Origin of the sequence: Thermococcus sp. 21S7 (assembly GCF_012027615.1) — an archaeon.
In the GTDB taxonomy this organism is placed as follows: domain Archaea; phylum Methanobacteriota_B; class Thermococci; order Thermococcales; family Thermococcaceae; genus Thermococcus.
Map to the genome: position 1 here is coordinate 17,869 of NZ_SNUT01000005.1, position 25,500 is coordinate 43,368.

Below are 25,500 nucleotides of genomic sequence, written 5' to 3' on the forward strand. Positions count from 1 at the left end.
CTTAAAAGTTTCACTTGTTATTATCTATGAAACAGCCCCTTTATGTCCACGTGAACGAAGGCAACCTCCACATCGGGGATTTCCTCTATGCGCTTCTTCACCTCCTCGCTGATGTCGTGGGCTTCTTTCAGCGTCAGTTCGGGGGGAACCTCTATATGTAGCTCGACGTGGAGTCTGTTTCCGACGTAGTGAGCGCGGAGGTCGTGAACGCCGAGAACGTTGGGAACGCCCAGCGCGCGTTTCTTTATCTCCTCACATATCTCGAAGGGCGGGGCCTGTCCCGTCAGATACCCAATGTTCTCAAGGATTATCTCAAGCGAAACCTTCACGAGGAAGACCGCGACGACTAGACCCGCGAGCGCGTCACCGTACTGAAAGCCGAGTTTCTGGGCACCGAGGCCGATTAGGACAGCTACGCTGCTCAGAGCATCGCTCCTGTGGTGGTATGCATCAGCAACGAGTATCTGGCTGTTCAGCTTCCTGCCGACGTGGACGGAGTAGCGGAACATCAATTCCTTCGCGAGGATTGAAAGTATCGTTACGCCGAGCATTATCCCATTTACCTCAACGACCTCCCCACGAACGAGCCTCCCAACGGAGTCCCTTCCAATCTCGTACGCGACGACGAGAAGGGCCTCACCTATCAGGAACGCCACCAGGGGCTCGAATCGTGAGTGGCCGAAGGGGTGGCTTTTATCGGGCGGCTTCGAGGAGATTTTTATTCCAGCGTAGCCTACGACGCTCGTGATGACATCGCTCAGGGAATGAACGCCATCGGATATGAGGGCTATGCTTGAATACAGAAAACCCACGATTAGTTTGAAAACGGATAGGAGGACGTTGCCAACGATGCTGACCCATATGGGCCTGTAAATCTCCTCCACGGTATCACCACAATTTTGTGCATATGCACAAAATATTTAAACCTTTCCATACCGCCCTCGGAACCAAACTTTATTAGGTTTTCCAATTTTGTTAGGCTAATCGAAAAAAGCAGAACGGAGCATCACGGTCAGTCCGTCACTCCATCATCACGAGCCTCAGACAAGGCTGAAATCATCATCCCGGGAAAAGGTTGAGGATGGGCCTTAAAAGGGTTTGCTCAGCGATCACCTTTCCGTCCTCATCGATCGGTTCGCCCATCACTCATCATCGCGTTCCGGGGTTCTCATGAGGGCTTAAAACGGTTGCCCAAAAATAAGTGAAGGAGGCAGTGGAGTCAGAACTCCAGCTCAAAGTCCCCGGGCTCGTGTTCGATCACAATGGTAAGAACCCCGTCCGAGAGGGACTCGTCCACGATTTTACCGCCGACGACCCTGACGTCTTCAACGTTCCTCAGCGCCACCTCACTGAGGTTCGAGAGATGGTTGCGGAGGTGGAGCACGTCGCCATCCCTGCAGAGGACGGTCGCGGTGGAGTAAACGACCTCGACGTCGCCGTACCTGACCTCAAAGGGCAGGAAGAGAACGCCGCGCTTCCTCATCTCTATCCCGTCCATGAGCTTTGGAACCTCAGTCCCCCCGTACCGAACCTTCCCGAATACCCTGTGGCCGCGCGGATTGGCGAGGACAAGGTAGTTGCCGCGCGGAATCGCTATCATGTCCCTGTCCGTGACCTCGAAGTCCCGTTCAATCCCCTGGAGGGACAGCAGTTTATCAACGAACTTTCTGTGGAGGTCGTGGTGGCTGCCGAAGTACTGGAGCCTGAAGCCGAGAACTACCGCGCTTCCCCTTCCCTTCCGAACGAGCGCCCCCACAGGCTTGCCGCTGGCGAATACTACCGGCGTTCCGCCCCGCACTTCTCTGACCACATTTCTCGTTATCATTCTGTCAATCCCGTCCGAGGAGACGCTGACGAAGGGGATGAGCCTGACGTTGTCCCTCGCCTCCGCCGGCTCAACCTCAACGCCAAGGTAGTCTGCCAGGGTGGAGTACGGCTTCATGTTCTCGTCCAGGTAGGGGAGCATCGGGAGGATTACGAGGTTGCCGCCCCGCTCAACGAACTCCACGAGCTTGTCCTGAACGTCTCTGGACATGAAGTCGAGGCTGTAGACCCAGAGCTGGCCGTACGCCAACATCTCTCCGACGCTTGCCTCCTCAAGGTCGAGGACGTCGAAGGGGGCGTTGCTCATCGCCAGGAGCGTCAAAAGCCCGCGCTCTCCGAAGAGGTACTCGTTGAGGTTGACGCTCTCCTTAAGGCCATCCCTCAGTCCCCAGAGCGAGAGGGGCTCGTAGGGCTCGTAGGTTCCGAAGGCGAGCCTCGGCCTGAGCGGGCTTTCCACGAAACCTGGGTTGCCACTCAAAAATTCGCCGAGCCACCTAATAGGCTCGACGTGCGGCCTCTCGCTTCCATCAAGACCGACCGGCGAGTAAACGTCCCAGGTTATTCCGTTGTGCGACTCGTAGCCTTCTGGATTCTCCCCGCCGGCGTAGAGGTAGTAGTTGATGTTGTGGATTCCGAGGGCCGGAAGGAGGGCGTAGAGCAGCTCCGCCTCGTCCGGCTCTATCGTGTGGGCCAGCGAGGCTTGAGTCTCTATGCTCAGAGGCGGCGTTCCGAGTTTTCTCTGATAGAAGCGGTAGATTCCGGTTTTGTAATAAATGTGCCCGAGCCTGTCCTCCTTGAAGTCAAAGGAGCGGTAGAAGGAGTACCAGAACTCTGTCCAGAGGTGGATATCGAGGTTCTTCTCACTCACGTAGCGGTAGAAGTGTTTCCAGGCCGCGAGGAGGAGGTAGGGGTCGAGTATGCTTATCGGGACGTCGATGTAGCGCTTGAGGTGGTCGTAGAGGGTCTCAACGTAGCGGTTGGTCATCCATATCTTGAAGCGGTGCCAGTCGAGGAGCTTCGGCAAAGGCTCGTTTTCGCTCGCCGGCGCGTAGACCTCGGAGTAGTCCCCGATTGGCCTTCCGTAGCGCTCGCCCAGTTCGTCGAGGGTGTAGTTTTCCCTGAGCCACTCCTCCCAGAGGCCGCCGGGTTTAACGACGACGTCGTTGTAGTCGGTGAGGAACGGCTGGAATATCGTTTCCCAGTAGGACGGCTCGTCGTCTATGGAGACGCTTACTATCGGCCCCCCGTTGGTGTGGAGGTAGTCCCGGATTATCGGAAGAACCCCTTCGTACCAACGGGAGACGGCCTCCAGGTAGGTCGGGTGGAGGTATGTAATCGGCGGGTAGTAGATGTCCCGCGGCAGGGCGCCGTCCGGCCCCCTGGCGAGTATCTCCGGGTGCCCGTTGATTAGCCATTCCGGAATTCCGCCGTTCCTCCACTCACCGCAGATGTAGGGGCCGGGCCTGACGATGGCGTGCATCCCCATCTCCTGAACCAGCTCAAGGAAGCCCACCAGGTCCCTCTGGGGGTGCGTCTCGCCAGTGAAGTCGAACTCACCATTTTCAGGCTCGTGCCAGTTCCAGGCGACGTAGGTGTCAACCGTGTTGAGGCCGTGCCTCCTCATTTTTTCCAGCCTGTCGCGCCAGTGCCTCCTCGGAATGCGGAAGAACTGGAGTGTTCCGCCGTAGATTACAACCCTCTCGCCGTCGATAACGTAAACCCTGCCGTCGTGCTCAACCTTCATGACCATCACCACTTCACCACCTTGCTCAGAAACCTCGGCCTGTCGGGGTTGAGTCCGCGCCCAACGGCCTTGTAGTAGGCCAGGAGCTGGATAACCGGCAGGTAGAGAACCACGTTGGCCGGCGGGCTCAGCCCCGGAACCTCGATAAAGTAATCGGCTCCCGTATCGCGCCTTCCAACGGTGAGAACCTTCGCACCCTGGTCTTGGAACTCCTCCGTGAGCTTTTCGTGCCACTCGAAGGGCTCGTCCACGAGGAGAACGACGAGCGTTCCGTCGTCGGCTATGGACTTGAAGCCGTGTCTGACCTCGAAGGTCTGGTATGCCTCGCTCCAGAAGAGGGCCATCTCCTTCATCTTCAGCATCGCCTCAAGTGCCACCGGATGGAGGATTCCCGAGCCGAGGAAGATGACGTTCCTGAAGTCGAAGCCGCTGACGATTTCCCTGATGTAGTCCTCGCTCCGCAGGACTTCTTTCGTTAGTTCCGAGACGAGTTCCGCGTCGTAGGTTTCCCGCCCGTACGAACGGAGGAGAAGCTGCAGGAAGGCGAAGTAGAAGGCCGTGAAGGAGTGGGTCATTACGACGCTCTCCTCGTGGGCAGGAACGATTAGGGCGTGGTCGGCTTCCCTTGAGAGTGTGCTTTCGTACGCCGTAAGGGCGAACCTGGGAACGTTCAGGGCATCGAGGGCCTTTATGGCCTCCGTGGTCTCGCCGGAGCGGGAGATGGCCACGAGAAGTTCGGGATTTCCTATTGGGTACCACTCCCTCGAATACAAAAGTTCGGAGCAGGGGGCGCTGAACCCCCTGCCCCCGAGGCGGGTGGTTGCCATGGCCAGCGGCTGCGACAGGAAGTGTGAACTGCCACAGCCAGTGTAAACTATCTCCCTCGGTAACCGGAAGTCGTGATTGGCTATGAAATCCTCAAAGGCCTTTTGAGCCTTCTTTATTCCCTCTGGGGTCTTTCTAATCTCCCTAATCGTCGAGTGCATCTCACTCACCCCCGTGGAGATGACAGGCAACCCAGTGGTTCTTCTCGACCTCGCGGAGCTCGGGGCGAACCTTGAAGCAGACGTCCTTGGCCTTCGGACACCTCGGTGCGTAGCGGCATCCGGCTATCTCGTAGATGCCGCGCTCCTCCTTCTCGGGCTCGATTCCCCTGAACTCCCACTTGACGTTCAAATCGGGAACGCTCTCCAGGAGCATCCTGGTGTACGGGTGGAGCGGATTGTGAAACACCTTCTCCGTGTCGCCCATCTCGACGATGGTTCCGCGGTACATGATTATCGTCGAGTCGCTGATGTAGTAGCCGAGCGCCAGGTCATGGGTAACGAAGAGAACCGAGGTGTCGTGCCTGTCCCTGAAGTCGCCGAGGAGGTTGAGGATGTCGATTCTGGTCGACGCGTCGAGCATCGAAACCGCCTCGTCCGCTATTAGGAGCTTCGGCTTCAGCAGCAATGCCCTCGCAATGAGGATTCTCTGAAGCTGTCCGCCGCTGAGCTGGTGCGGGAACTTGCCGCGCACCTCGTCGGGGTTGAGGCCGACCTGGATGAGCGCCTTGTCGATCATGTCGTCGCGCTCGCCCCTGCTGACGTCCGTGAGGTAGGAGTCGAAGACGAGGTCGAAGGCCCGGTCTATCGGGTGGAGCGGGTTGAAGCTCGCGAAGGGATCCTGGAAAACGGCCTGGACGTCCCTGTAGTACTCCCTCCTCAGCTGCTTCTTGCTCAGCCCGGTTACGTCACGACCCTCGAAGAGTATCCTCCCGGAGGTGGGCTTTATCAGCCGGAGTATGAGCTTTCCGACGGTGGTTTTTCCGCTCCCGCTCTCGCCGACGAGGGAAACTATCTCGCCCTTTCCGATGGTGAAGCTGACGCCGTCAACCGCCCGGATTTCAAAGCCGCCGATCAGGCCCGATGTGAATACCTTGGTCAGGTGTTCGACTTCGAGAAGGCTCATTGCTCCTCACCCCCGAGTAGATGGCATGCCGCGTAGTGGCTCTCACCGATCTTCACAAGGCTGGGCTCAACGTGCGGGCACCTGTCGAGGGCGTAGGGACAGCGGGTGTAGAAGCGGCACCCCTTCGGCGGTTTGAGGAGGCTTATCGGGTAGCCGGGAATTCCCTTGAGCTTCTGCTTCCTGTACTGCACCCCCATCCTCGGCAGGGAGTTGAGGAGGAGCTGGGTGTACGGGTGGCTCGGCTCGTTGATGAGTTCATCCGTGGGGCCGATTTCGACGACCTTGCCAGCGTACATGATCATTATCCTGTCCGCTATCTTGTCGAGTATGGCCAGGTCGTGGGTGACGAAGATTATCGACCTGACTATGCCCTCCTCCATGAAGTGGTGGAGCAGCTCGATGACTACTCTCTGAGTCGTGACGTCGAGGGCCGAGGTTACCTCGTCGGCGATGAGCAGGTCGGGGTTGAGGAGCGTTGAGACAACCATGGTGGCGCGCTGGCGCATTCCGCCGCTCAGCTCGACTGGATACATGTCCGCAACCTTGGGGCTGAGCTTCACCATAGCCAGCCTCTCGCGGAGGAGCTTCTCGACCTCCTCCCTGTCCGAGTGGCCGTGCTCCCTGGCCAAGTCCCAGACTATGTCCTTTATCTTCTTGGTCGGGTTGAGGGCGTTCATCGCGTACTGGGGGATTATTGAGAGTTCGCTGTAGCGTATTTTTCTGGCCTCTTCCTCGCTCAGCCTCATCAAATCCCTGCCTTTGAAGATCGCCTTTCCGCCCATGTGAACCATCGGCGGCTTCCTGAGTATGAGGGAGTGCACGAGGGTTGATTTTCCGCAGCCGCTCTCGCCGGCTATGCCGAAGACTTCCCCCTCCTTGACCTCAAAGGAAACCCCGTCAACGGCCTTTACGTGGCCGACGGGAGTTGCGTAGTAAATTCTTAGGTTCTCAACGGTGAGCATGTCATTCCCTCCTCAGCCTCGGATTGAACACCTCTTCCATGCCCAGGTTGATGAAGAACAACGCTGTGATGATGAGGGTGATTATCAGCCCGGGCGGGATGAACCACCACCACCAGCCGAACTGGAGGGCGTTGTGGGCTATCGCCTTCTGGAGTATCGTTCCCAGCGATACCGCCGTCGTTGGGCCGAGGCCTATGAAGTCGAGCGTCGCCGAGGCGAGTATCGCGCCGCTGAACTGCAGGATTCCGACCATGAAGATGTAGGAAATCATGTTGGGCATTATCTCCTCGAAGATTATCCTGAGGTCGCTGAGGCCGACTATCCGCGCCAGGTTCACAAACTCGCGGTTCTTCAGCGAGAGGGTCTGGGAGCGAACTGCCCTGGCCACCCACGGCCAGCCGGTTAGGCCTATGATGAGCGCCTGAACCTCGGGGCTTCTGGCTTCGAGGTAGGCCGCGACCAGTATCAGGAGCACTATCGACGGGATGACCAGCATTATGTTGACGAACATCATGAGCAGCTCGTCGGTCAGCCCGCCCTTGTAGCCCGCGATGAAGCCTATGGTAATTCCGAGTGCGGTTCCAATCACCGCAGCCAGCACCGCCACCCAGAGGCTCGTTCTCAGACCGTAGACGAGGAGGGCGTAGAGGTCCTTTCCGAGCTTGTCGGTTCCGAGGATGTGGAGGACCTCAACCTGGTTGCCAGTGTATGTCGTAAGGTTCTCGTGGGTCATCGGCGGGAGCGTTTTGGCGGAGTACGTCGCCACCGTGATGTTCGTTCCGGGTATGGTCTCGTAGTAGAGGCCATCGCTGGAGAACACGGTGAACATGGGCCCGACTATGGCGAACGCCACGAAGAACAGGAGTACCCCGAAGCCGAAGCGGAACTTGTTGTTCCTCATTGCGAGTTTTAACTTGTAGAGCCTGCTCTCCCTGGCCATCTTCAACCCTCCGTGTAGCTCGTTCTGACGCGCGGGTCGATGAAGGCGTAGACTATGTCTATGATGAAGTTCGCCGCGAGAACCGAGATTACGACCATGAGGAACGCGCCCTGGAGCAGGAAGTAGTCCTGGCTCAGCGCCGCGTTCATTAGGAGTATGCCTATCCCCGGGTAGTTGAAGACTATTTCCGTCGCTATGGCTCCGGCAACCATCAGGCCGAGCTGTAAAGCGAGACCGGTGACCTGAGGCAGTATGGCGTTCCTGTAGGCGTGGCTGGTCATCAGTCTCTCGCTCGCGCCGAGTGCCTCAAGGTAGCGGACGTAGTCGGCCTCAAGCTCGTAGATTATCATGTTGCGCATTCCTATGGCCCAGCTCCCTATCATGACTATGAACAGGCTCAGGAAGGGGAGTATCCAGTGGGAGATGAAGCTCTTTATGAACTCCCACGAGAAGCTGGGGAGCAGGGAAGGGTCGTAGGCGCCCTGGTAGGGGAGCCATCCGGCCCTGACCCCGACGAAGTAGACGAGGAGCATGGCGAACCAGAAGTAGGGCATGCTCGCGAGGAAGTAGAAAACGGGCATCATGTAGCGGTCGTACTTCTTATTCTTACCCGCTATCGCGCCCAGCCAGTTTCCGACCAGCCAGCTGAGCGCTATGGCAGGGAGGAGGATGGCGATATCATAGGGAAGGGCGTGCTTGATTAAATCCCATACGGGGGCCTTGTAGAGGAGGCTGTAGCCCAGGTCCCCGTGGAAGAGCCTGACCCAGAAGTTCACGAACTGCCTCCAGAGGGGCTCGTTGAGCCCGTAAAGCTCCTCGTAGAATTTAATCAGTATCTCCTTCTCGCCGGGGGCAAGGTTGAGGTTTGATTCTATCATGGCCTCTATAGGGTTGCCGGGCATGAGCCTGGGCAGGAGCCAGTTGAGCGTAACCGCGAACAGGAAAGTTATCGCGTAAACGAGGGTTTTCCTGGCGAGATACTTCCTGAACCCCATTGCTTTCCCTCCCGTTATAAACTGTCAAAAGGAAGAAAAAGCGTCAGCGCCTCCTCCTCAGAAGGAGGGGCACAGCCGCCAGCAGCACCAAGGCGGCCGGACCGCAGGTGCTACCTCCGCCGGATGTGGTTGTGGTGGGCGAGCTCGATGAGGTAGTGCTCGGGCTGCTGGTCGTCGGTGAGGTGGTCGAGGGCGTGGTAGTGGTGGTCGGGCTCGGTGAACTGGTCGTCGTGGTTGTCGTCGGGGTCGGCGTGGCCGGCGGGTTCTCGTTGTACATCAGGCTGTAGTAGACGCTGTACGGGTCGGGCTTGAAGGTTCCGGCCCAGTGGAGCGCGAGGTCGAAGTCGCCGCCGTTGAGCTTCTGCATGAAGAAGTTGGTCCAGTCGCCCTTGTCTATGACGACCTTGATTCCGAGGGGCTTGAGCTGGTTGGCTATAATCTCGCCCGCCTGTATCCAGTCAGAACAGCCGGAGCAGGTTACGAAGTGAAGCTCAAGGGGCTTTCCGTTGTACTCCCTGATGCCGTCGCCGTCGGTGTCCTTGATGCCCAGCTTGTCGAGTATCTTTATCGCGTCGGCTATGTCCCCGTACTTCCAGCCGTACTCGTTGATGAGGTCCTTGGCGCCTATCTTCTCCTTCCAGCCCTGCATGATGGGTCCGAGCGGGGTCTGGTCCGGGACGGCGCTTATCGGGCCCTGCTGGACGATCTGCTGCGGGTTGATGGCCATGGCTATCGCCTTCCTGACCTCGGGGTTGTTGAGGGGCTCGCGCTGGGTGTTGAAGTAGAGAACCACCGGAACGACGGGCGGGAAGTAGGGCTCGGTGTCGAGCCAGCTGACGATGTTCGGGTTCTGCTTCTTGAGCTCGGCGATGTCCATGTAGTAGGTGGCGACGTCGAGGTCGCCCTTGAGGAACATGTTGGCGGCCTGGTCGTTGCTCGAAACGTAGAGCTGGATGATGTACTTGGCGGCGGGCTTCTGGAAGTACTTCGCCCCCCACCAGTCGTCGTTCCTCTCAAGGATGGACTTCTGCTGCTGGACGACCTCCTTGAGCCTGTAAGCTCCGGAACCGACGAGGTACTTCTTGTCATCGCCGGTGAATGTCATGGTCTTGACCTTCTCGGGGTCAAGGCTCTCGAAGACGTGCTTCGGGATGATGAGAACGGAGTAGAGGTTGCTCCTCCAGGCCCAGACGTTGGGTTTACCCTCAAAAACAAAGTCAACCGTTCTGTCATCAACGACTTTCACCTCCTTGAGACCGATGGAACCCCAGTCTTTGAGGCCGAGCTTCTCGTAGTACTCGAAGGAGAACTTCACATCCTCGGCCGTCAGAGGCTGATCGTCCTGCCACTTAAGGCCGTCCCTGAGCTTGACCTCGAAGGTGTTGCCGTTCACCCAGGTGCCGCTCTCGGCGAGCCAGGGCTTCAGCTCCGTCGTCATGAAGTTCAGCATGAAGAGGGGCTCAAAAACGAGGCCATCGATGCCGATTATGTTGCCACCCTGGAAGGGGTTGGCGCTGGTCGGGGGAGCGCTGTTGGCGGTGTATATCGTCTCGTGCCTCGGGAAGTCACCGCCGCCGTTGTCCTGAACGCCCGTCGGCTTGACGCCCAGGAGCGCGAGTGCGGTTCCCCACGTTCCAAAGCCCGCCCAGAATATCGGGACACCGTAGGGGTTCTTTTCGTTGGGCCAGTCCTTCCAGTACTTGGTGTTGGCCTCGTAGAAGACCGTACCCGTGTAAACGGGAACGGCAGGAACGTCCTGGAGCCATATCTTCGTCAGCTCCTTCAGGTACTCGACCTGTTTGTTCTCATCGGAGGTAGTTGCGAGGGCCTTAAGGAGCTCGTTGGCCTTGGCGTTGTAATAGTTGCCAAAGTTGGCTGGACCCTTCTCCTCGGCGGCGCTTGCAAAACCGGCTAAGCTCCCAAGCAGAAGAGCCACCAGGGCAAGGGTGAGGTACTTTTTCATAGTTTCCCACCTCATTATAAACAATGTCAATTTTATAACATGGGGGAAATCTATATAAGCTTTTTGGTGAACAGGATGGGTATACAATGCACATAAACGTCCGGAAGAACAGGAACGGTGAGCGCAGCTGCCGCACCACAGCGTCACGGCAGCGCGAGTAGGAAAATTATAAAAACACCAAAATCTATAAATGCCCAGGTGGAACCGATGGAAGAATTTTACTGGGGCGTCGTTCAGTCGGCCTTTCAGTTCGAGATGGGCGATCCGCTCAGGCGGAACATAGACGCAAGGAGCGACTGGTGGCAGTGGGTTCGCGACCCCTTCAACATCAAGAACGACCTCGTCAGCGGCGATCTGCCCGAGGACGGCATAAACAATTATGAACTTTACGAAATCGACCACAGGCTCGCCAAGGACATGGGTTTGAACGCCTACCAGCTCACGATAGAGTGGAGCAGAATCTTCCCGTGCCCGACCTTCGGCGTCGATGCCGAGGTTGAGAGGGACTCCTACGGCCTGATAAAGCGCGTTAAACTCAAGAAGGAAGCCCTAGAGGAACTCGACGGACTGGCCAACCGTTCAGAGGTCGCCCACTATCGGGCCGTGCTGAAGAACCTCAAAAAGCTCGGCTTCTCGACCTTCGTGACGCTCAACCATCAGACCCTGCCCGTGTGGCTCCACAACCCCATCGAGGTGAGGAGGGACTTCGAGGGAGCGAGGGCCAGGGGCTGGGCTGACGAGGAGAGCATAGTCGAGTTCGTTAAGTTCTCGGCGTACGTTGCGTGGAAGTTCTCCGATTTGGTGGATTTCTGGGCCACCTTCGACGAACCGATGGTTACCGTTGAGCTCGGCTACCTCGCCCCCTACGTCGGCTGGCCGCCCGGGATACTAAACCCCAACGCGGCGAAGAAGGTTATAATTCACCAGATGGTGGCACATGCAAGGGCATACGATGCGATAAAGGAGTTCTCGAAGGCGCCGGTGGGGATAATCCTCAACATAATCCCCGCCTATCCCCTGAACCCGAGGGACGAGCGGGACGTCAAAGCGGCTGAAAACTACGACTACTTCCACAACAGGCTCTTCCTCGATGCCCTGAACGAGGGGAGGGTGGACCTGGAACTGAACTGGGAGGGGGTTAAAATCAACCACCTGGCCAGAAACGACTGGATAGGGAACAACTACTACACCAGGGAGGTTGTTAAGTGGGTCGAGCCGAAGTTCAAGGAGCTGCCCATGGTAAGCTTTGTCGGAGCGGAGGGCTATGGCTATTCCGGAAACCCGATGGGGGTCTCGCCCGACAACAATCCAACCAGCGACTTCGGCTGGGAGGTCTATCCGAAAGGTATATACGACTCGACGATGATAGCCGCGGAGTACGGGAAGCCGGTCTACATAACCGAGAACGGGGTGGCGGACTCCAAGGACATACTGAGGCCGCGGTACATAGTCAGCCACGTGAGGGAGCTGTTCAGGGCGATTGAGAACGGCGCCGACGTCCGGGGCTACTTCCACTGGGCGCTGACTGACAACTACGAGTGGGCGATGGGGTTCAAGATACGCTTCGGCCTCTACGAGGTCGACCTGATAACCAAGGAGAGAATCCCGCGCAGAAAGAGCGTGGAGACGTATAGGAGAATCGTCACGGAGGGGTTGGGAGATGAAAACGATAGCAGTTGATGAGAGCACCTGGAAGAAGATAAAGCTCCTCAAGGACAAGCTTGAGGCCCGCTCCTACGATGAGGTGCTCCAGAAGCTCATAGAGACCTGGCACCTCGTCGAGCTCGACAAGAAGGTTGACAACGTCATAATGGACGACGAAGAGGCCGAGATGCTCATCAACCTGCTCGAAAAGAAGAAGGGGAGTTGAAGCATGCCGCTCCCATCGGAGATAACCTTCGACAGCCGGACGCTCCTCAGGATGCATACCGCGGGCAGGAAGAGACAGCTGGAGATAACGCTGGCCAAGTTCACGGTATCCCTCTCAGTAATCACGCTCTACCGCTACCTCTCGGTTCGGGCGTACCTTAAGAAAAACGTCGAGAGGGAGCTGGAGGTACTGCGGGACATCTACACGATAGTCCCCCTGAGCGATGAGATACTCGTCAAAGCCGCCCAGATAGAGGCCCAGCTCCTTCAGAAGGGAAAGATGCTCGACCTTGAGGACATTCTCACCGCCGCAACGGCAATCTGCACGGGCAGTCTGCTCGTCACGGACGACCCCAAGAGGTACGAATGCATCAGGCAGTTCGGCCTGGACACGATGCCCCTGGAAAAGTTCCTGGGAGAACTTGAGATAATGGTAAAGATGGAGCTGGGCTAAATCAGCTCCGCGAAGGGCGTTATGTGCAGGAACATGCCGGGCATGAAGCGCAGCCCCTCGGCGTACTTCACCCCCGCCTTTTTACCGTAGTAGAGCGCCACCGTTCTCAGGAAGGGCTCCCATTTCTCCCAGACGTCATCGGTGAACTGGCTTCTGTGGGCCCGTATCGCCCTCAGCTTCAGCTCCATGACGTCAGTGATATCAACGAAATAGTTTGGCCTCGCCGTGTAGTAGAAGCCGAAGACCTCGACCTGGTGGGGTTTCAGGCCGGCCGCCGCGTCCGTGCTCCCGAAGTTGGGGAGCTGGGAGAAGGCCACGGCGTCGAGGGCCAGAAAGCCCGCCCTTCTGTGGTCTGGATGCGCCTCGTAGGGGAGCCAGGGGTCGGGAGCGAGAACCGCGTCGGGCTTTTCAGCGCGGATTACCTTTACCAGGTCTTTTCTGACCTCCCTCGTGTAGGGGAGCTCAGTGTCCCTGTAACCGAGCCAGATTATCCTTTTGACGCCGAGCATCCCCGCGCTCTCTTCCTCCTCGCGCCTCCGGATGAGAGCAAGCTCGTGGGAGCTCAGGTCGTCGTCAAGGGTTCCCATTGAGCCGTCGGTCATGCAGACGTAGAGGACCTCTATTCCATCATCGGTCAGCTTCTTTATCGTTCCGCCAAGGCCTATGACGCAGTCGTCCGGGTGGGGCTCGATGCACAGAACCTTTTCGACTTCCTCAAATGGATTCGAGAGGTCGAATTCAAGCTCTTCGAGGAGCTTTTCAAAGGCCTCATCAAAGTTATCGATGTCCTCGAACATCGCCAACACCGCCTCAACGTTGTACGCCAGCACTTATAAATATGGCGGTAGTTATAAGTTTAGCAGAAGATATAACTGCTCGGTTGAAGATGCCTCCCCGGATGTTGAGGAACTGACCTCCTCCCCTGCTTGTATTGGTCGTTCCTGAGGAGGATTAAAGGCTTCCTCTTCACGTCCTCCTTGAGATAGCTCGGTTTTGGTTTTTAGGCTTTAGAAGAGTGCCGCTTTCTGCTTAAAGGCCAGCTGGCTGTTTACTGCATCCCCGCGGTGAACGGCGAGGCTTGGAGAAAGAAAAATGTAAAAACTTAAACCCTCAGTTCCAAATAAGTTTATAGGGTCAAAAACCATCAAATCGGGGATCGAGATGGATGAAGTAAATCAAGCACTCCACAGAATAGCCAGGGGGACAGGGATAATCTTTGCTGGGACAATTATATCGATGCTACTCGGTTTCATCAGCAGGACGCTGATAGCAAGACACTACACGGTTCTCGAATACGGGGTGTTTAATCTTGCCCTAACTGTAATAGGCATTGGCTCAACCATAGCCACGCTAGGAATTACTAGCTCCCTGCCTAGAGAGGTGGCCTTTTACAGGGAAAAGGAGCCGGATAGGGTAGACACCCTCATATCAACAGCTTTATCGCTAGTTGCCATAAGTAGCGTTCTAACGGTCGCTGCAATAATACTCTCAAGGCCTGAAATAGCGGATGCCTTGACGAGAACCGAGTCCTCTTACCTGCTTCTAAAGGATGCCCTAAAAGTGATAAGCCTCGCACTTCCGTTTACAGTTCTGACTGGCATAATATTATCAGTGACGCAAGGATTTGGGAGGGTTAGAGAGAGAGTCTATTTCAGAAATATAATCTATCCCATAATCTGGGTCTCAGCTGTCGTTGCGCTCATAGTCCTAAATCTCCCGTTTTCAGGGATATTTCAGATGTACGTGCTGGCCCAGTTTTCAATCTTTGCGCTTCTCGTTTTTGAAGTTAAGAGACTCGGACTTTTCAACCTTAAGATTTCAATTGACCCAAGCCTGGGAAAGCATCTCATAGCGTTTTCCATTCCTCTTATGTTTACTGGAATACTCTCGTTTATCATGAACTGGACAGACACGCTGATGCTAGGCTATTACAAAGGCTCAGAGATCGTTGGGATATACAACGCGGCCACTCCTCTGGCAAGGTTAATCCCGCTGTTTCTGAACTCGGCCGCGTTTCTGTACTCGCCGATGGCAAGCAGCCTCTACGCTAAGGGAAAACTGGAGGAAATGAAGCGGGTTTATCAAATTCTCACAAAATGGATTTTTATGCTCACCTTACCAATATTCAGCGTGATGTTTCTTTTCCCTGAGGCCGTTATTAGGTTCATCTTTGGAAGCAAGTATTTGGAGGCAACGTTACCACTGCAGATTTTGGCGCTTGGCTTTATGTTCCATACGTTCCTCGGGCTGAACGGACTGAACCTAGTAGTGCTTGGGGATAGCAGGGTTATCTTGGTAAGTAACCTAGTCACGACAAGCTTAAACGTCCTGCTTAACATTCTGCTGATTCCAAAGTATGGTATTGAAGGAGCTGCAACGGCAACGGCTGTTTCTTATGTCATTGGTAATATCTTAAGTTCAGTAAGACTGTACCAGAGAACAAGAATCCATCCCTTTAGCCCGAACTACATTAAGCCCTTAATTATAAGCTTTCTCCTGCTAGGAATAATTCGCGGCCTTAAGCTGGAGGTTCCGAGCATCTGGTACGCGGTTTTGATTCTGGTACTGTTCCTAATCGTTTACTTCCTGCTGGTTCTCATAAGCAGGAGCATTGATAAGGAGGACGTGGAGCTGTTGCTGGCGATAGAGAAAAGGCTAGGAATTGATCTAAGGATAATAAAAAGAGTGCTAAGGAGGTTCGTTTAGATTTTGCCTTTGAGTTTGAGATTTTTGATGGCTTTTTTAAGTGAGATGTGGGACCAAGTTCCTCTAACCATAGTCATGTGCTCTTGAAAAACCTCTCTAAAACTCAGAGAGGTTTTTTTGAATCTTTTAGCTACATTTATTTTCTCCTGAGGATCCTTCTCTAAATCATACAGTTCTATCTCCCTTGTTCTCGCATAATAATGAGCTTTCCATTTATCATCAATAATAGAGATTCTCCATTCATTCAGATCTACTTTATCAGATATTGATGTATTTGCCACCTCGCTAATAACAAGTTTATCTTCAGAAATACCCAAAAGAGATTGTCCCAACCATTTTTTATTTTTAGCACATCCCAAAACTTCACAAATGGTAGGAGAAATATCCAACTGGTCAACTCGCTTTGTAATCTGTCTATTAGTTAAAGAAGGATTGCTTAAAATTAATGGAATGTGAAGAAGCTCATTATACAATTTAGGTGTATGTCCTAATCCACCATGTTCCATAAACTCGTCACCATGATCTGCAGTCAGTATTACCAGTGTGTCCTCTAATAGTTTTTCTTTCTCTAAGAAGGATATTAGGTCTCCAATATATTTATCTACTCTTAGGATACCTTCATCATAAAGGATAATCAATTGGTCCAATATATCTTTTGGAATACTATTCATCTCCCCATATACCACCTTAAGAATATAAGAATTAGCCAGGTGAATTTTCTTTCTGAGCAGAAGATTCTTCAATTTGTCTTTGTAGAAGTATGGGAAGTGGACATCCATATAATGAATCCACATGAAAATTCGTCTATTTGTATTTTTAGCGTGATGTATCTGTTTTTTAGCAATTTTGTTCAAAGTAGAACCTACAGGATAAGGAGAAGGTTGTAACAGATGCTTCAAAAACCGTACACCCTTTTGAATTAAATTGTCGGAGGACTCATTTAATCCATCATAGAAAAAGTCAAATCCTCTATTATATCCATAGTAATGACTTAAATAGGGATTTGAGACTATTCCAATTGTATAGATAGAATCACCAAGAGCAGATTTTAGAATATTAGGTAAATACGGTCGGAATTTTGACATATATCCATATCCACCATACATAGTCGGATAAGTTGAAGTTAAGATAGCTTGGAAAGAGCTTGGAGTGCCCGGACTATTTGCATATGCATTTTTAAAGAGTATTCCTTGTGATGCTAGTTTATCTATATTAGGGGTCTCGATAGGATAATTGTATGGACTTAAATGATCAGCCCGAAGACTATCAATTGTTATTAGGATCACATTTTTGAACATTACTGAACCCTCACGGGATAAGCATTGTGGTTTGGGGATATTAATATTTCGGTTAACACAAACCTAACAGGAGAAAGAAAAATATATAAGCCCAGGCTAAATGTATTCGGGGGGCTTTAGAAATGTGTCATATGAGCGTCGTAGAGTTTATCATAGAAACTATGCAGTCTCATGAATTCGAAGGAAAAAAGATACTCGAAGTAGGAAGTAGATATGAAAATGGAAGTGTTAGACCGCTTATACAGCGATGTTATTCCCCAAGAGAATATATTGGGATAGATATACAACCAGGAAGATATGTAGATTTAATCCTTCCGGCTGAGGAAATAGTTAACTACTTTGGAGAGAACTCATTTGATGCTGTTATCTCCACAGAAGTTCTCGAACACGTTAAGGATTGGAGATTAGTAATTAACAATATTAAAAGAGCTGTGAAACCCAATGGGGTGATATATATAACAACAAGATCATATGGATTTCCGTATCATGCTTATCCATATGACTTCTGGAGATACGAAATAGATGATATGAAGCGAATATTTGCAGATTTTGAAATAATAGAACTAAAAAATGATCCAGAAGCTCCGGGAGTCTTTTTAAAAGCAAGAAAACCAAAAAGATGGAAGCCTGTGGATTTATCTAATATCCAACTCTACTCTATAATTCTCGGTAAAAGGACAAATAGAATAGTAAGTGTAGAGGATATGCCTATATTAAGGAAAATCAAGCTAGGGATATATGCCAAAGTATTGCATAAGTCCATCGTGTAACGTTAGTGAGAGCTGAATATTCTATAATAATATTTACGGAGTTGTGCATATATGAGAAATAATGTAGCCACCAATTCAATTCTGAATGATGCAAAATCCCGGGCTATCATAAAGCAATCCTTTGCATTCTCAAATTTGTTTAAATTAAGTTCAAACTTCCCCAAATTTAAATAATCAACGGATAGTCCATGTTTGAAGATATCCATCTCGGATATCTTTATTGCTTGTTTAATATTTGTAGGCAGGCTCCTAAAAAAGTACAGAGCATAAACCCTCGCCTTGACAGTCATTGTTTCAAAATATTTCACAGTTGCTTGACTTTCATGTCTTCTCCAATATCCTAAAATATGATTAACTGGGCGGAATTTTCCAATAGTAGCAAGTTCAAGCCATGTAGGATAATCCACATACGGGAGATTTAATGGCTGCTTAAATCCACCAATACTTAGCAAAGCTTCCTTTCTGATCATCACAGTAACTGCGGGAATAAAATCCCTAAATATGAGTTGCTGGAAAATATGATTATGGTCACTTGTGATTAAATCCTCGGAGATATCCCAAACAGCCCGTAAGCTTCCGTCTTCATTAACGATTCCTGCCTTGCCCCAGCTTAAAACTACATCAGGATCTTTAAAAGCTCCAATCTGGAGCTCTAATTTATGATCCGGCCAAAAGTCATCTCCCTCAAGAATAGCAATTAACTCACCATCAGCAAACTTTAAGGCTCTATTATATGTCTTTCTTAGGCTCCATATCCCCTTATTTTTCTGTCTGAGATAATGTATTCTGTCATCAGACTCCACATATCTACGAACAATCTCGGGAGTTCTATCCGTTGACCCATCATCAATTATTATCATCTCCCAGTGAGGGTAAGTTTGAGAGAGAACACTCTCAATGCACTCGCTAATATATTTCTCATGGTTGTATGTGGGGGTTATTATACTCACAAGGGGCTTTGACATGGATTCCACCGAATGAACCGTTATGTAACTAAAGACATATATATCCTTTCAATCTCATTAGCCTGCTCACTAATGCTCTTTGGGAGTTTTATATTTTTCTTAAATTTTGTTATCAGATTGGGGTTCTCTATGAGGTACATAATCTTTTCATGCAGATCACTTGGATCGTTAGGCTTGAAAAGGAATCCCACTCTATTATTTTCAACGAACTCTGGAATGGCACCTAAGTTCGATGCAATTACTGGAGTTCTAGTTGCACGCGCTTCAGCTAATACTAATGGACAGTTCTCATATGTAATTGAGGGAAACACTAAAACGTCTATCTCAGAAAAAGGCACTTTAGGATCTTCATATTTACCCAAAAAATGAATATTAGACTTTCCCTGTATTTTTTTGAAGAGCTCCCGAACATAAGGTGAGTTCGAATTATACCCCCCATAGATTCTCAGCTCGGCCTTCTCCTCAGGCACTTTCAAAAAAGCTTCAATCAATATGTGAACACCTTTTATAGGAGTAACACTCCCAGCGAATCCAAAGATCATCTTGTCTGTGTCCTTTTTCTTTTTTCTAAATCCTTTGAAGATTTCTAAGTTATATCCGTTCTCAGAGTAAATTATTTTATCTGATAGAACTCCATATTTGGTAAATATGCTCATCAGGAATTGTGATGGGGTGACTATTTTATCGGCCATCAACAGTAGGGACTTCAGATAGCACTCCCTTTGTTCAAATTTTGTTGGAGAATTTAACGCCCTTAAAGTCACTTCGAGGGGTCTCAACGTTAGAGACTTTGGAATAGGAATATAGAACTTTGCAAGTGATTCCGCGAGAGCTTCAGAATGCTTTTTAGACCAGCATAGCTGACATCTCTTGGGATAGGGTCCATTACACAGAGAATAGTCCCATCTAAGAAGGTTAGTGGTGGGGCACATGAACCAGTAATCATGGAGAGTTAGGACAGTCGGCACATTTTTTTGTTTTGAAATCTTGATTAAAGAAGCAGACAATCCAATTACATGCTGAAAATGAACTATGTCAGGATTTATTTCATCAAGTAAATTCTCGAAAAGAGGATCTATTCTGGAGTTTAAATAAGTATTTTCAATAAACATGGAGTTAATGAGACGTTTAAGTTTATCTATAAATCGAGTAGGAAAAACAATTTCATGAATGTATAACCCATCTTCATACTTATCTCGGACCCATAGCTCTTTTTTAGATTTTTTTTCAAATATCGGATAAAGAATATGGACTTCATGCTTCTCTGCCAACTCTTTGGAAAGGTAGTACGTATAGAGTTCTACTCCCGCACGCCTAATACTCGGAAAGCTATGAACCACTTGTAAGATTCTCACCTAGCATCACCGCCTATGCACACCCTAAAGATTTAAGAGCGTCTTAGGGCTTTAAAATTTAGGGGATCCAATGTTTCCACGTGTCTCTATCATCATCCTCAACTGGAACGGCTGGCGGGACACAGTGGAATGCCTAGAATCAGTGTACAGAATAGATTATCCCAACTACGACGTCATCGTTGTTGACAACGCATCCCACGATGAATCAATACAAAAAATCAAAGAATACGCCCGGGGGAAACTAAAAGTCAAATCAAAATTCTTTGACTACAACCCGGAGAACAAACCAATCAAAATTTTTGAGCTCAGTGAGGAGGAGGCACTCCAGGGGAAATTTAACAGGCCCCTCTATGACAAATATGACCCGGACAGACGATTGATCATTATAAAAAACAGAGACAACTACGGCTTTACTGGGGGCAACAACGTAGGCATGAAATTTGCCGCCTCAATCCTGGAACCCAAGTATATAATGCTGCTGAACAATGACACCGTAGTAGCCAGAGATTTCCTCAACATCCTCACAGAGCGTGCCGAGCACCACACCAACATCGGCATAGTCAGCCCGAAAGTTGTGAAATACCACAATCCGCGGATAATAGATTCCGCCGGTCATGTCCTTGGAGGAGTAAGAATAGTGGACAGGGGAAAGGGTACCTTGGATGAGGGTCAATTTGATAAGGAAGAACCGGTGATGGGTGCAATAGCGGCAGCCGCGCTGTACAATACAGAGATGATACTCCAAATCGGGCTTTTTGATGAGACATTTGGAACCAATTATGAGGATGCGGAATACTCCTGGAGAGCAAATAAATTTGGCTGGCCGGGCCTTTACGTACCGGATGCCGTTGTTTACCACAAGAGAGGTGCAACAACTAATAAATCCAAAAGCATTAGATTAAATATTTCAAAGAAATTCTGGAGGAATATGATTGTAACAATCTTTAGATATGGGCGTCTTTTCGATAAATTTCTCCTAATTATTTTTGTCGTAACGGTTTCAGACGGCAGCTTTCTAAAGTACCTGCTGAGAATAAACCCGGCTCCCCCAGTGAACATTTACTGGGGACTCCATGAGGCAATGAGGAGGCTACGTTCGGATTATCGCAGGGTGAAGTATCTCTAAAAATCGGGTGACACTCATGAAAATCTCAATACTCACCCCGAATATGTCATCAAACGCATTGGGGAGGGCGTATCTACTCGGACAGCTGCTCAGCCCCGAAAACGAGGTTGAGATAGTCGGCCCGGTTTTGGGAGGGGATATATGGCCTCCCCTGAGGGATACCAACGATAACATAACCCTGGTACCGATAAAGACAAGAACACTCTTTTCATACGTGAAATACCTGGCGGAGAACATGTCCAGCGATGTAATCTACGTTTCAAAACCCCTGCTCACGAGCTTCGGAATATGGGAAATAGTGAAAAGCCGGAACAATGTGCCCGTGGTCATTGATATAGACGATTGGGACTTGGCTTTCGTAGTCGACTCCATCAAAAAAGGATACCTCCCGTGGTATCAATTCCCCGGCCCGCACAATTATTTTAAGGCCCTCCCCGACTCATACGTGCTGGATAAAATCGCAGAAACCATAAACGTTCCCAAAACCGTGTCAAATTCCTTTCTCAAGAGAAAGTTTGGTGGGACCATTATATGGCACACACGGGACGAAGAGAAGTTTAATCCAAAAAAATATCCCCCCGAGACAGCTAAAGAGAAACTCGGACTGCCCACCGACAAGACAGTCGTGATGTTTTTTGGAACCCCCCGGCCCCACAAGGGGGTAAAAGAGCTGATACTGTCATTTAGAGAGGGAAAACTGGCCGAGAGAAACGACCCAATGCTGGTAATAGCGGGCATTGGCCGGGATGTCTACTCGCAGAGGATCCTAACACTGGCAAGGAAAATCCTAGCCAACAGGGTCAAATTTATTGGATACATTCCGTTTTCCAAGATACCCGAAGTTGTATCCGCCGCCGATATCTACGTGATTCCCCAAATCGAATCAAAATCCGCCAGGGGACAGCTTCCGGCAAAACTGTTTGACGCCATGGCAATGTCCAAGGCGATCATATCCACCAATGTGTCGGATATCCCGGAAATCCTCAACAACGCGGGCATTATAATCCCGAGTGATCAAAGACACATGGCGAGTGAACTCTCCAAGGCACTGGTTTACCTTCTGGATAATCCCAAGCTGATAACTTCCCTCGGGCTAAAGGCCCGGAAAAAGTTTCTGAGAAACTACAGCTTCTCGCGAATGAGGGCATCACTGAGGACCGTATTAAAAAACGCACTGGGAGATTCATAGACTGGAGCCTTATGAACTGAATCATCCAGTTGCCCGTTTTATCAATCTCCCATAAATTGATAGAATAAGTCCCTCCTGCGCCTCCCAAACCCACTTTTGGCGTATTTTCTTAGGACTGAATTTGAACTCCCGAACGATATCAATCGCCCTTTCAAGTTCCCCCTTGGAGGGCTCTTTAATGGCAACCCCACAGTTATTCAGCCTCACAAAGTCCTCCATCAGGGACTCGGCATTGACGATAACCGGCACTCCCAAGAACGCGCTCTCAAAGACCTTTACCGTGATCGTCCTTTTCACGTTCTCAGTGGGCGGAAAGTAGGAGTACAAAACGTCACAGAGACGATAGTAGTTGGGTATCAGCTCATAGGGGACACCGCCGGTGAATTCGACATCAACTTCGGGGAACTCCTCGCGGGCTATTCTCTCAACGGCCTCTTTGGACTTTCCGCTCCCCACAAAAAGGAGCTTGTATCCCCGCTTTTTTGCAAGCTCAAATAGGGGGACAAAGTTTGAAACTGTTCTAATCGATCCAATGTACCCGATTGTAAACTTGGAGGATTTCTTTAGGCCCAAACGCGGGTAGTCCAGAAACATGGAGGCGCGGGGGGTGTTCCACACAATTTTAATCCTATCGGGCGGAACCCCGCGCTCTACATAGAACTCCTTAAACCCCTCATACTCCCCACCAAGGGACCTCGTGACCACTACAACAACATCGGCAAACTTCGCGTGCAGAATCTCCAGTTTCATCAGAATCCGCTGAAAAATTCCCAGGGACGGTCGCTCCTTCAAGAGGGAGATGCGGGTGAAGTATATATCATGAATGTCAAAAATCCACGGTTTGCCCCGCAGAAGCTTTATCAACGCCCCCAGCGGGGCCGTATCAAAATCGTGAGTGTGTATCACATCGAAATCCATCTTAAGCAGACGGATAAGCGCGGCCAGGTAAAACAGGGGGAGGGCAACAACAAACCCAATAATGGAACCATATTTCGCCCTAACCCGTATCCTCTCAACGTTAATACCATCCACCGTCTCCCTCAAAGGATGAACTCCCTCCCTGTCCCACGCGAGAATTGTAACATCGTATCCGCCGTTAACCAGGGTAAGGGCTTCCTTATAGACTCGCGGATCAACTTTAAATGGATTTGAGAGGGTCATTACCACCCTAGGCCGCTTCATGTAGTCCCACCAAGACTCAAAGTTTATATTAACTCCTCAATATTCTCCTCATGGTGGGATTATGAAGGTTTCGGTCATTGGCTCCGGCTATGTGGGCCTCGTTACCGGCATGGGGTTCGTTAAGCTCGGAAACGAAGTTATTTTCGTGGACGTTGACGAGGGAAAAATCAGCATGATAAACAACGCGGAACCACCAATCTACGAGGAAGGCTTAGACGAGCTAATGAAGGAATTTAAAGGACGCTACCGCGCAACTAACGATTACCGCGAGGCGATTCTCAACTCTGAAGTCACTTTCATCTGCGTCGGAACACCCTCGCGAGAAGACGGCTCGATTGATCTAACCTATATCGAGCAGGCATCAAGGGAAATCGGAAAGGTTCTCCGTGAAAAGAGCGATTATCACACTGTCGTTGTCAAGAGCACCGTTCTCCCCGGAACCACCGAAAACGTCGTCAAGCCGATACTTGAAGATGAATCGGGCAAAAAAGCCTTCAAAGACTTTGGTTTGGCAATGAACCCCGAATTCCTCCGCGAGGGCGTTGCGTTGAGGGACTTCCTCAACCCTGACAGGATAGTGATAGGCGTTCAGGATGAGCGAACGAAGCGGGCCCTGGAGGAGCTTTACGCCCCCATAAACGCTCCCAAGCTCTTCACCGACATCAAGACCGCTGAAATGATTAAGTACGCTTCAAACGCGTTCCTTGCAACAAAAATCAGCTTCGCCAACGAGATTGGGAACATCTGCAAAAAGCTCGGCATTGACTCGTGGAAGGTCTTCGAGGGCGTCGGCCTCGACCACCGAATCAGCCCGCACTTCTTCAGGACGGGAATAGGCTGGGGCGGCTCGTGCTTCCCAAAGGACGTGAGGGCACTCATCAACAAAGCCGAAGAAATTGGGGAAGAGCCGGTAATACTGAAGGCCGCCGTGGAGGTGAACGAGAGGCAGCCGCTTAAACTCATCGAACTCCTCATGAAGCACGTTCCGGAGCTTGGGGGGAAAACCGTCGGAGTCCTCGGTTTGGCATTCAAGCCGGACACGGATGACGTGAGGGAAACGAGAGCCTACGCCGTCATTAAAAAGCTCCTCGAAGAAGGGGCTGAAGTCATAGCTTACGACCCCCAGGCAATGAAGAATTTTAAGCGATTCTATCCCGACGTTGGAGAAAAAATTGCGTACGCTGAGTCCGCCGAGGACGTCCTCAGAGCCACCGATGTTGTACTGCTAGTCACCGAATGGAGGGAGTTCGAGGAAATCGATTATTCGGGGAAGATCGTCATTGACGGCAGGCGCGTGAGAAAGGCAGAGGAAACGGCCGAAGTCTACGAGGGGGTGTGCTGGTGAGGGTCAGAAAAGCCGTTATCCCCGCGGCCGGACTCGGCACCAGAATGCTCCCAATAACAAAATCAATGCCCAAGGAAATGCTTCCAATAGTTGACCGTCCGGTTATCCATTACGTGGTCGAAGAAGCCATCAGGGCCGGTATCGACGATATCCTCATCATTACGGGAAAGGGAAAGCGTGCTATAGAGGATTACTTCGACAGGAGCTTTGAGCTGGAATACTACCTGAGAGAAAAAGGCAAGGTTGACGAGCTCAAGCAGATTGAAGAGATAGGCGAGATGGTCGACATCTACTACGTCCGTCAGAAAAAGCCCCTTGGGCTGGGGGATGCGATACTCCACGCCGAGAAGCACGTGAACGGGGAGCCATTTGCAGTTCTCCTTGGTGATGACATCATAATAAGCCAGAACCCCGCGATAGGCCAACTGATGGAAGTCGCCGGAAGAAGGGACGCGGCGGTTATTGGCGTGGAGGAGGTTCCCTTTGAACTCGTGGGCAGATACGGAATCGTGGATGGGGAAGAAGTCGAAGACGGCCTCTACAGGATAAGGGCCCTTGTAGAGAAGCCATCGCCGGAGGAAGCACCGAGCAACATCGCAATAATCGGGAGATACGTTCTAACACCGGATGTCTTCGACGCCCTCAAAGAAACATCCCCCGGAAAAGGGGGCGAGATACAGCTCACCGACGCCCTCGGAGCCCTCTTAAAGGGGCGGGAGATGTTTGCAAAGAGAATTACGGGAAAGAGATACGACGTTGGAAGCAAGGCGGGATTCATCCGGGCGAACATTGAAATAAGCCTTACCCGGGAAGACCTGAGGGAGGAAGTTGCCAGGTATCTCACAAAACAGCGATGAAACTTG

At 51.2% G+C, this 25,500-nt stretch carries 22 protein-coding genes; 9 read left to right on the top strand and 13 right to left on the bottom strand.

The window, feature by feature from the left end:
- Positions 1 to 20: 20 nt before the first annotated feature.
- The 8 genes from E3E51_RS08545 to E3E51_RS08580 all read right to left on the bottom strand — a co-directional run bounded on the left by E3E51_RS08545 (position 21) and on the right by E3E51_RS08580 (position 10,378).
- Positions 21 to 884 (bottom strand): cation diffusion facilitator family transporter, encoded by an 864-nt coding sequence (locus E3E51_RS08545; protein WP_167912713.1) that lies wholly within the window; start codon positions 882 to 884, stop codon positions 21 to 23.
- A 335-nt stretch (positions 885 to 1,219) separates the two neighbouring features.
- Positions 1,220 to 3,568 carry an exo-beta-D-glucosaminidase gene (gene glmA / locus E3E51_RS08550; protein ID WP_167912901.1) on the bottom strand — a complete coding sequence of 783 codons (2,349 nt, stop codon included), beginning with the start codon at positions 3,566 to 3,568 and terminating at the stop codon, positions 1,220 to 1,222.
- Between the two features lie 5 nt (positions 3,569 to 3,573).
- Positions 3,574 to 4,554 carry a glucosamine-6-phosphate deaminase gene (gene glmD / locus E3E51_RS08555; RefSeq protein ID WP_167912714.1) on the bottom strand — a complete coding sequence of 327 codons (981 nt, stop codon included), beginning with the start codon at positions 4,552 to 4,554 and terminating at the stop codon, positions 3,574 to 3,576.
- Between the two features lies 1 nt (position 4,555).
- The gene (locus E3E51_RS08560; protein ID WP_167912715.1) at positions 4,556 to 5,518 is read right to left on the bottom strand and encodes an ABC transporter ATP-binding protein; all 963 of its coding nucleotides are present in this window, start codon (positions 5,516 to 5,518) and stop codon (positions 4,556 to 4,558) included.
- Entirely contained in the window at positions 5,515 to 6,480 is a 966-nt protein-coding gene (locus E3E51_RS08565) for an ABC transporter ATP-binding protein (protein ID WP_167912716.1), read from the bottom strand. The genes E3E51_RS08560 and E3E51_RS08565 overlap by 4 nt, the downstream gene beginning before the upstream one ends.
- Position 6,481: 1 nt before the next feature.
- Entirely contained in the window at positions 6,482 to 7,420 is a 939-nt protein-coding gene (locus E3E51_RS08570; RefSeq protein WP_167912717.1) for an ABC transporter permease, read from the bottom strand.
- A 2-nt stretch (positions 7,421 to 7,422) separates the two neighbouring features.
- Positions 7,423 to 8,415, bottom strand: a complete 993-nt coding sequence (locus tag E3E51_RS08575; protein WP_167912718.1) for an ABC transporter permease — start codon at positions 8,413 to 8,415, stop codon at positions 7,423 to 7,425.
- Between the two features lie 43 nt (positions 8,416 to 8,458).
- Positions 8,459 to 10,378: an ABC transporter substrate-binding protein gene (locus tag E3E51_RS08580; RefSeq protein ID WP_240924298.1), complete on the bottom strand. Its 1,920-nt coding sequence runs from the start codon at positions 10,376 to 10,378 to the stop codon at positions 8,459 to 8,461.
- A gap of 207 nt (positions 10,379 to 10,585) precedes the next feature.
- Here E3E51_RS08580 and bgaS point away from each other — a divergent pair, with 207 nt between their 5' ends.
- Genes bgaS through E3E51_RS08595 form a run of 3 tightly spaced genes read left to right on the top strand, consistent with a single transcriptional unit; the run spans position 10,586 to position 12,701 of the window.
- Entirely contained in the window at positions 10,586 to 12,058 is a 1,473-nt protein-coding gene (gene bgaS, locus E3E51_RS08585; RefSeq protein WP_167912903.1) for a beta-galactosidase BgaS, read from the top strand.
- Positions 12,039 to 12,248, top strand: coding sequence for a hypothetical protein (locus tag E3E51_RS08590; protein ID WP_058939642.1), 210 nt, complete (start codon positions 12,039 to 12,041; stop codon positions 12,246 to 12,248). The genes bgaS and E3E51_RS08590 overlap by 20 nt, the downstream gene beginning before the upstream one ends.
- Positions 12,249 to 12,251: 3 nt before the next feature.
- Positions 12,252 to 12,701 (top strand): type II toxin-antitoxin system VapC family toxin, encoded by a 450-nt coding sequence (locus E3E51_RS08595; RefSeq protein WP_167912719.1) that lies wholly within the window; start codon positions 12,252 to 12,254, stop codon positions 12,699 to 12,701.
- Here E3E51_RS08595 and E3E51_RS08600 read toward each other — a convergent pair.
- On the bottom strand, positions 12,698 to 13,498 hold the full coding sequence (locus E3E51_RS08600) for a PIG-L deacetylase family protein (RefSeq protein WP_167912904.1): 801 nt from the start codon (positions 13,496 to 13,498) through the stop codon (positions 12,698 to 12,700). The two genes, E3E51_RS08595 and E3E51_RS08600, sit on opposite strands and share 4 nt — an antisense overlap.
- 364 nt (positions 13,499 to 13,862) lie before the next feature.
- Here E3E51_RS08600 and E3E51_RS08605 point away from each other — a divergent pair, with 364 nt between their 5' ends.
- Positions 13,863 to 15,407 carry a flippase gene (locus E3E51_RS08605; RefSeq protein ID WP_167912720.1) on the top strand — a complete coding sequence of 515 codons (1,545 nt, stop codon included), beginning with the start codon at positions 13,863 to 13,865 and terminating at the stop codon, positions 15,405 to 15,407.
- On the opposite strand, the gene E3E51_RS08610 is transcribed toward E3E51_RS08605, so the two are convergent.
- Positions 15,404 to 16,705 (bottom strand): sulfatase, encoded by a 1,302-nt coding sequence (locus tag E3E51_RS08610; protein ID WP_167912721.1) that lies wholly within the window; start codon positions 16,703 to 16,705, stop codon positions 15,404 to 15,406. The two genes, E3E51_RS08605 and E3E51_RS08610, sit on opposite strands and share 4 nt — an antisense overlap.
- Positions 16,706 to 16,836: 131 nt before the next feature.
- On the opposite strand from E3E51_RS08610, the gene E3E51_RS08615 reads away from it, so the two are divergent.
- Positions 16,837 to 17,475, top strand: a complete 639-nt coding sequence (locus E3E51_RS08615; RefSeq protein ID WP_206204533.1) for a class I SAM-dependent methyltransferase — start codon at positions 16,837 to 16,839, stop codon at positions 17,473 to 17,475.
- A 2-nt stretch (positions 17,476 to 17,477) separates the two neighbouring features.
- Here the strand turns inward: E3E51_RS08615 and E3E51_RS08620 are convergent, their stop codons facing one another.
- Both E3E51_RS08620 and E3E51_RS08625 read right to left on the bottom strand, forming a co-directional pair.
- The gene (locus tag E3E51_RS08620) at positions 17,478 to 18,440 is read right to left on the bottom strand and encodes a glycosyltransferase (RefSeq protein WP_240924308.1); all 963 of its coding nucleotides are present in this window, start codon (positions 18,438 to 18,440) and stop codon (positions 17,478 to 17,480) included.
- A 20-nt stretch (positions 18,441 to 18,460) separates the two neighbouring features.
- Positions 18,461 to 19,795, bottom strand: a complete 1,335-nt coding sequence (locus tag E3E51_RS08625; protein WP_167912724.1) for a glycosyltransferase family 4 protein — start codon at positions 19,793 to 19,795, stop codon at positions 18,461 to 18,463.
- Between the two features lie 70 nt (positions 19,796 to 19,865).
- Here E3E51_RS08625 and E3E51_RS08630 point away from each other — a divergent pair, with 70 nt between their 5' ends.
- Both E3E51_RS08630 and E3E51_RS08635 read left to right on the top strand, forming a co-directional pair.
- Entirely contained in the window at positions 19,866 to 20,921 is a 1,056-nt protein-coding gene (locus E3E51_RS08630; RefSeq protein WP_167912725.1) for a glycosyltransferase family 2 protein, read from the top strand.
- A 16-nt stretch (positions 20,922 to 20,937) separates the two neighbouring features.
- On the top strand, positions 20,938 to 22,110 hold the full coding sequence (locus tag E3E51_RS08635; protein ID WP_167912726.1) for a glycosyltransferase: 1,173 nt from the start codon (positions 20,938 to 20,940) through the stop codon (positions 22,108 to 22,110).
- Between the two features lie 21 nt (positions 22,111 to 22,131).
- On the opposite strand, the gene E3E51_RS08640 is transcribed toward E3E51_RS08635, so the two are convergent.
- Positions 22,132 to 23,292: a glycosyltransferase family 4 protein gene (locus E3E51_RS08640; RefSeq protein ID WP_167912727.1), complete on the bottom strand. Its 1,161-nt coding sequence runs from the start codon at positions 23,290 to 23,292 to the stop codon at positions 22,132 to 22,134.
- 61 nt (positions 23,293 to 23,353) lie between these two features.
- On the opposite strand from E3E51_RS08640, the gene E3E51_RS08645 reads away from it, so the two are divergent.
- Together E3E51_RS08645 and galU are read left to right on the top strand one after the other, a co-directional pair.
- On the top strand, positions 23,354 to 24,637 hold the full coding sequence (locus E3E51_RS08645) for a UDP-glucose/GDP-mannose dehydrogenase family protein (protein WP_167912728.1): 1,284 nt from the start codon (positions 23,354 to 23,356) through the stop codon (positions 24,635 to 24,637).
- Positions 24,634 to 25,494 (top strand): UTP--glucose-1-phosphate uridylyltransferase GalU, encoded by an 861-nt coding sequence (gene galU / locus E3E51_RS08650; RefSeq protein ID WP_167912729.1) that lies wholly within the window; start codon positions 24,634 to 24,636, stop codon positions 25,492 to 25,494. Before E3E51_RS08645 ends, galU begins: the two co-directional genes overlap by 4 nt.
- Positions 25,495 to 25,500: the final 6 nt, after the last annotated feature.

Bases quoted from the DNA above. Each gene is read 5' to 3' on its own strand.
- E3E51_RS08595 (WP_167912719.1), top strand. From the start codon at position 12,252: ATGCCGCTCCCATCGGAGATAACCTTCGACAGCCGGACGCTCCTCAGG.
- glmD (WP_167912714.1), bottom strand. From the start codon at position 4,554: ATGCACTCGACGATTAGGGAGATTAGAAAGACCCCAGAGGGAATAAAG.
- E3E51_RS08575 (WP_167912718.1), bottom strand. From the start codon at position 8,415: ATGGGGTTCAGGAAGTATCTCGCCAGGAAAACCCTCGTTTACGCGATA.
- E3E51_RS08570 (WP_167912717.1), bottom strand. From the start codon at position 7,420: ATGGCCAGGGAGAGCAGGCTCTACAAGTTAAAACTCGCAATGAGGAAC.
- E3E51_RS08630 (WP_167912725.1), top strand. From the start codon at position 19,866: ATGTTTCCACGTGTCTCTATCATCATCCTCAACTGGAACGGCTGGCGG.
- E3E51_RS08635 (WP_167912726.1), top strand. From the start codon at position 20,938: ATGAAAATCTCAATACTCACCCCGAATATGTCATCAAACGCATTGGGG.
- E3E51_RS08645 (WP_167912728.1), top strand. From the start codon at position 23,354: ATGAAGGTTTCGGTCATTGGCTCCGGCTATGTGGGCCTCGTTACCGGC.
- E3E51_RS08605 (WP_167912720.1), top strand. From the start codon at position 13,863: ATGGATGAAGTAAATCAAGCACTCCACAGAATAGCCAGGGGGACAGGG.
- E3E51_RS08590 (WP_058939642.1), top strand. From the start codon at position 12,039: ATGAAAACGATAGCAGTTGATGAGAGCACCTGGAAGAAGATAAAGCTC.
- E3E51_RS08600 (WP_167912904.1), bottom strand. From the start codon at position 13,498: ATGTTCGAGGACATCGATAACTTTGATGAGGCCTTTGAAAAGCTCCTC.
- E3E51_RS08615 (WP_206204533.1), top strand. From the start codon at position 16,837: ATGAGCGTCGTAGAGTTTATCATAGAAACTATGCAGTCTCATGAATTC.
- E3E51_RS08580 (WP_240924298.1), bottom strand. From the start codon at position 10,378: ATGAAAAAGTACCTCACCCTTGCCCTGGTGGCTCTTCTGCTTGGGAGC.
- E3E51_RS08560 (WP_167912715.1), bottom strand. From the start codon at position 5,518: ATGAGCCTTCTCGAAGTCGAACACCTGACCAAGGTATTCACATCGGGC.
- E3E51_RS08640 (WP_167912727.1), bottom strand. From the start codon at position 23,292: ATGAAGCGGCCTAGGGTGGTAATGACCCTCTCAAATCCATTTAAAGTT.
- E3E51_RS08565 (WP_167912716.1), bottom strand. From the start codon at position 6,480: ATGCTCACCGTTGAGAACCTAAGAATTTACTACGCAACTCCCGTCGGC.
- glmA (WP_167912901.1), bottom strand. From the start codon at position 3,568: ATGAAGGTTGAGCACGACGGCAGGGTTTACGTTATCGACGGCGAGAGG.
- E3E51_RS08620 (WP_240924308.1), bottom strand. From the start codon at position 18,440: ATGTCAAAGCCCCTTGTGAGTATAATAACCCCCACATACAACCATGAG.
- bgaS (WP_167912903.1), top strand. From the start codon at position 10,586: ATGGAAGAATTTTACTGGGGCGTCGTTCAGTCGGCCTTTCAGTTCGAG.
- E3E51_RS08610 (WP_167912721.1), bottom strand. From the start codon at position 16,705: ATGTTCAAAAATGTGATCCTAATAACAATTGATAGTCTTCGGGCTGAT.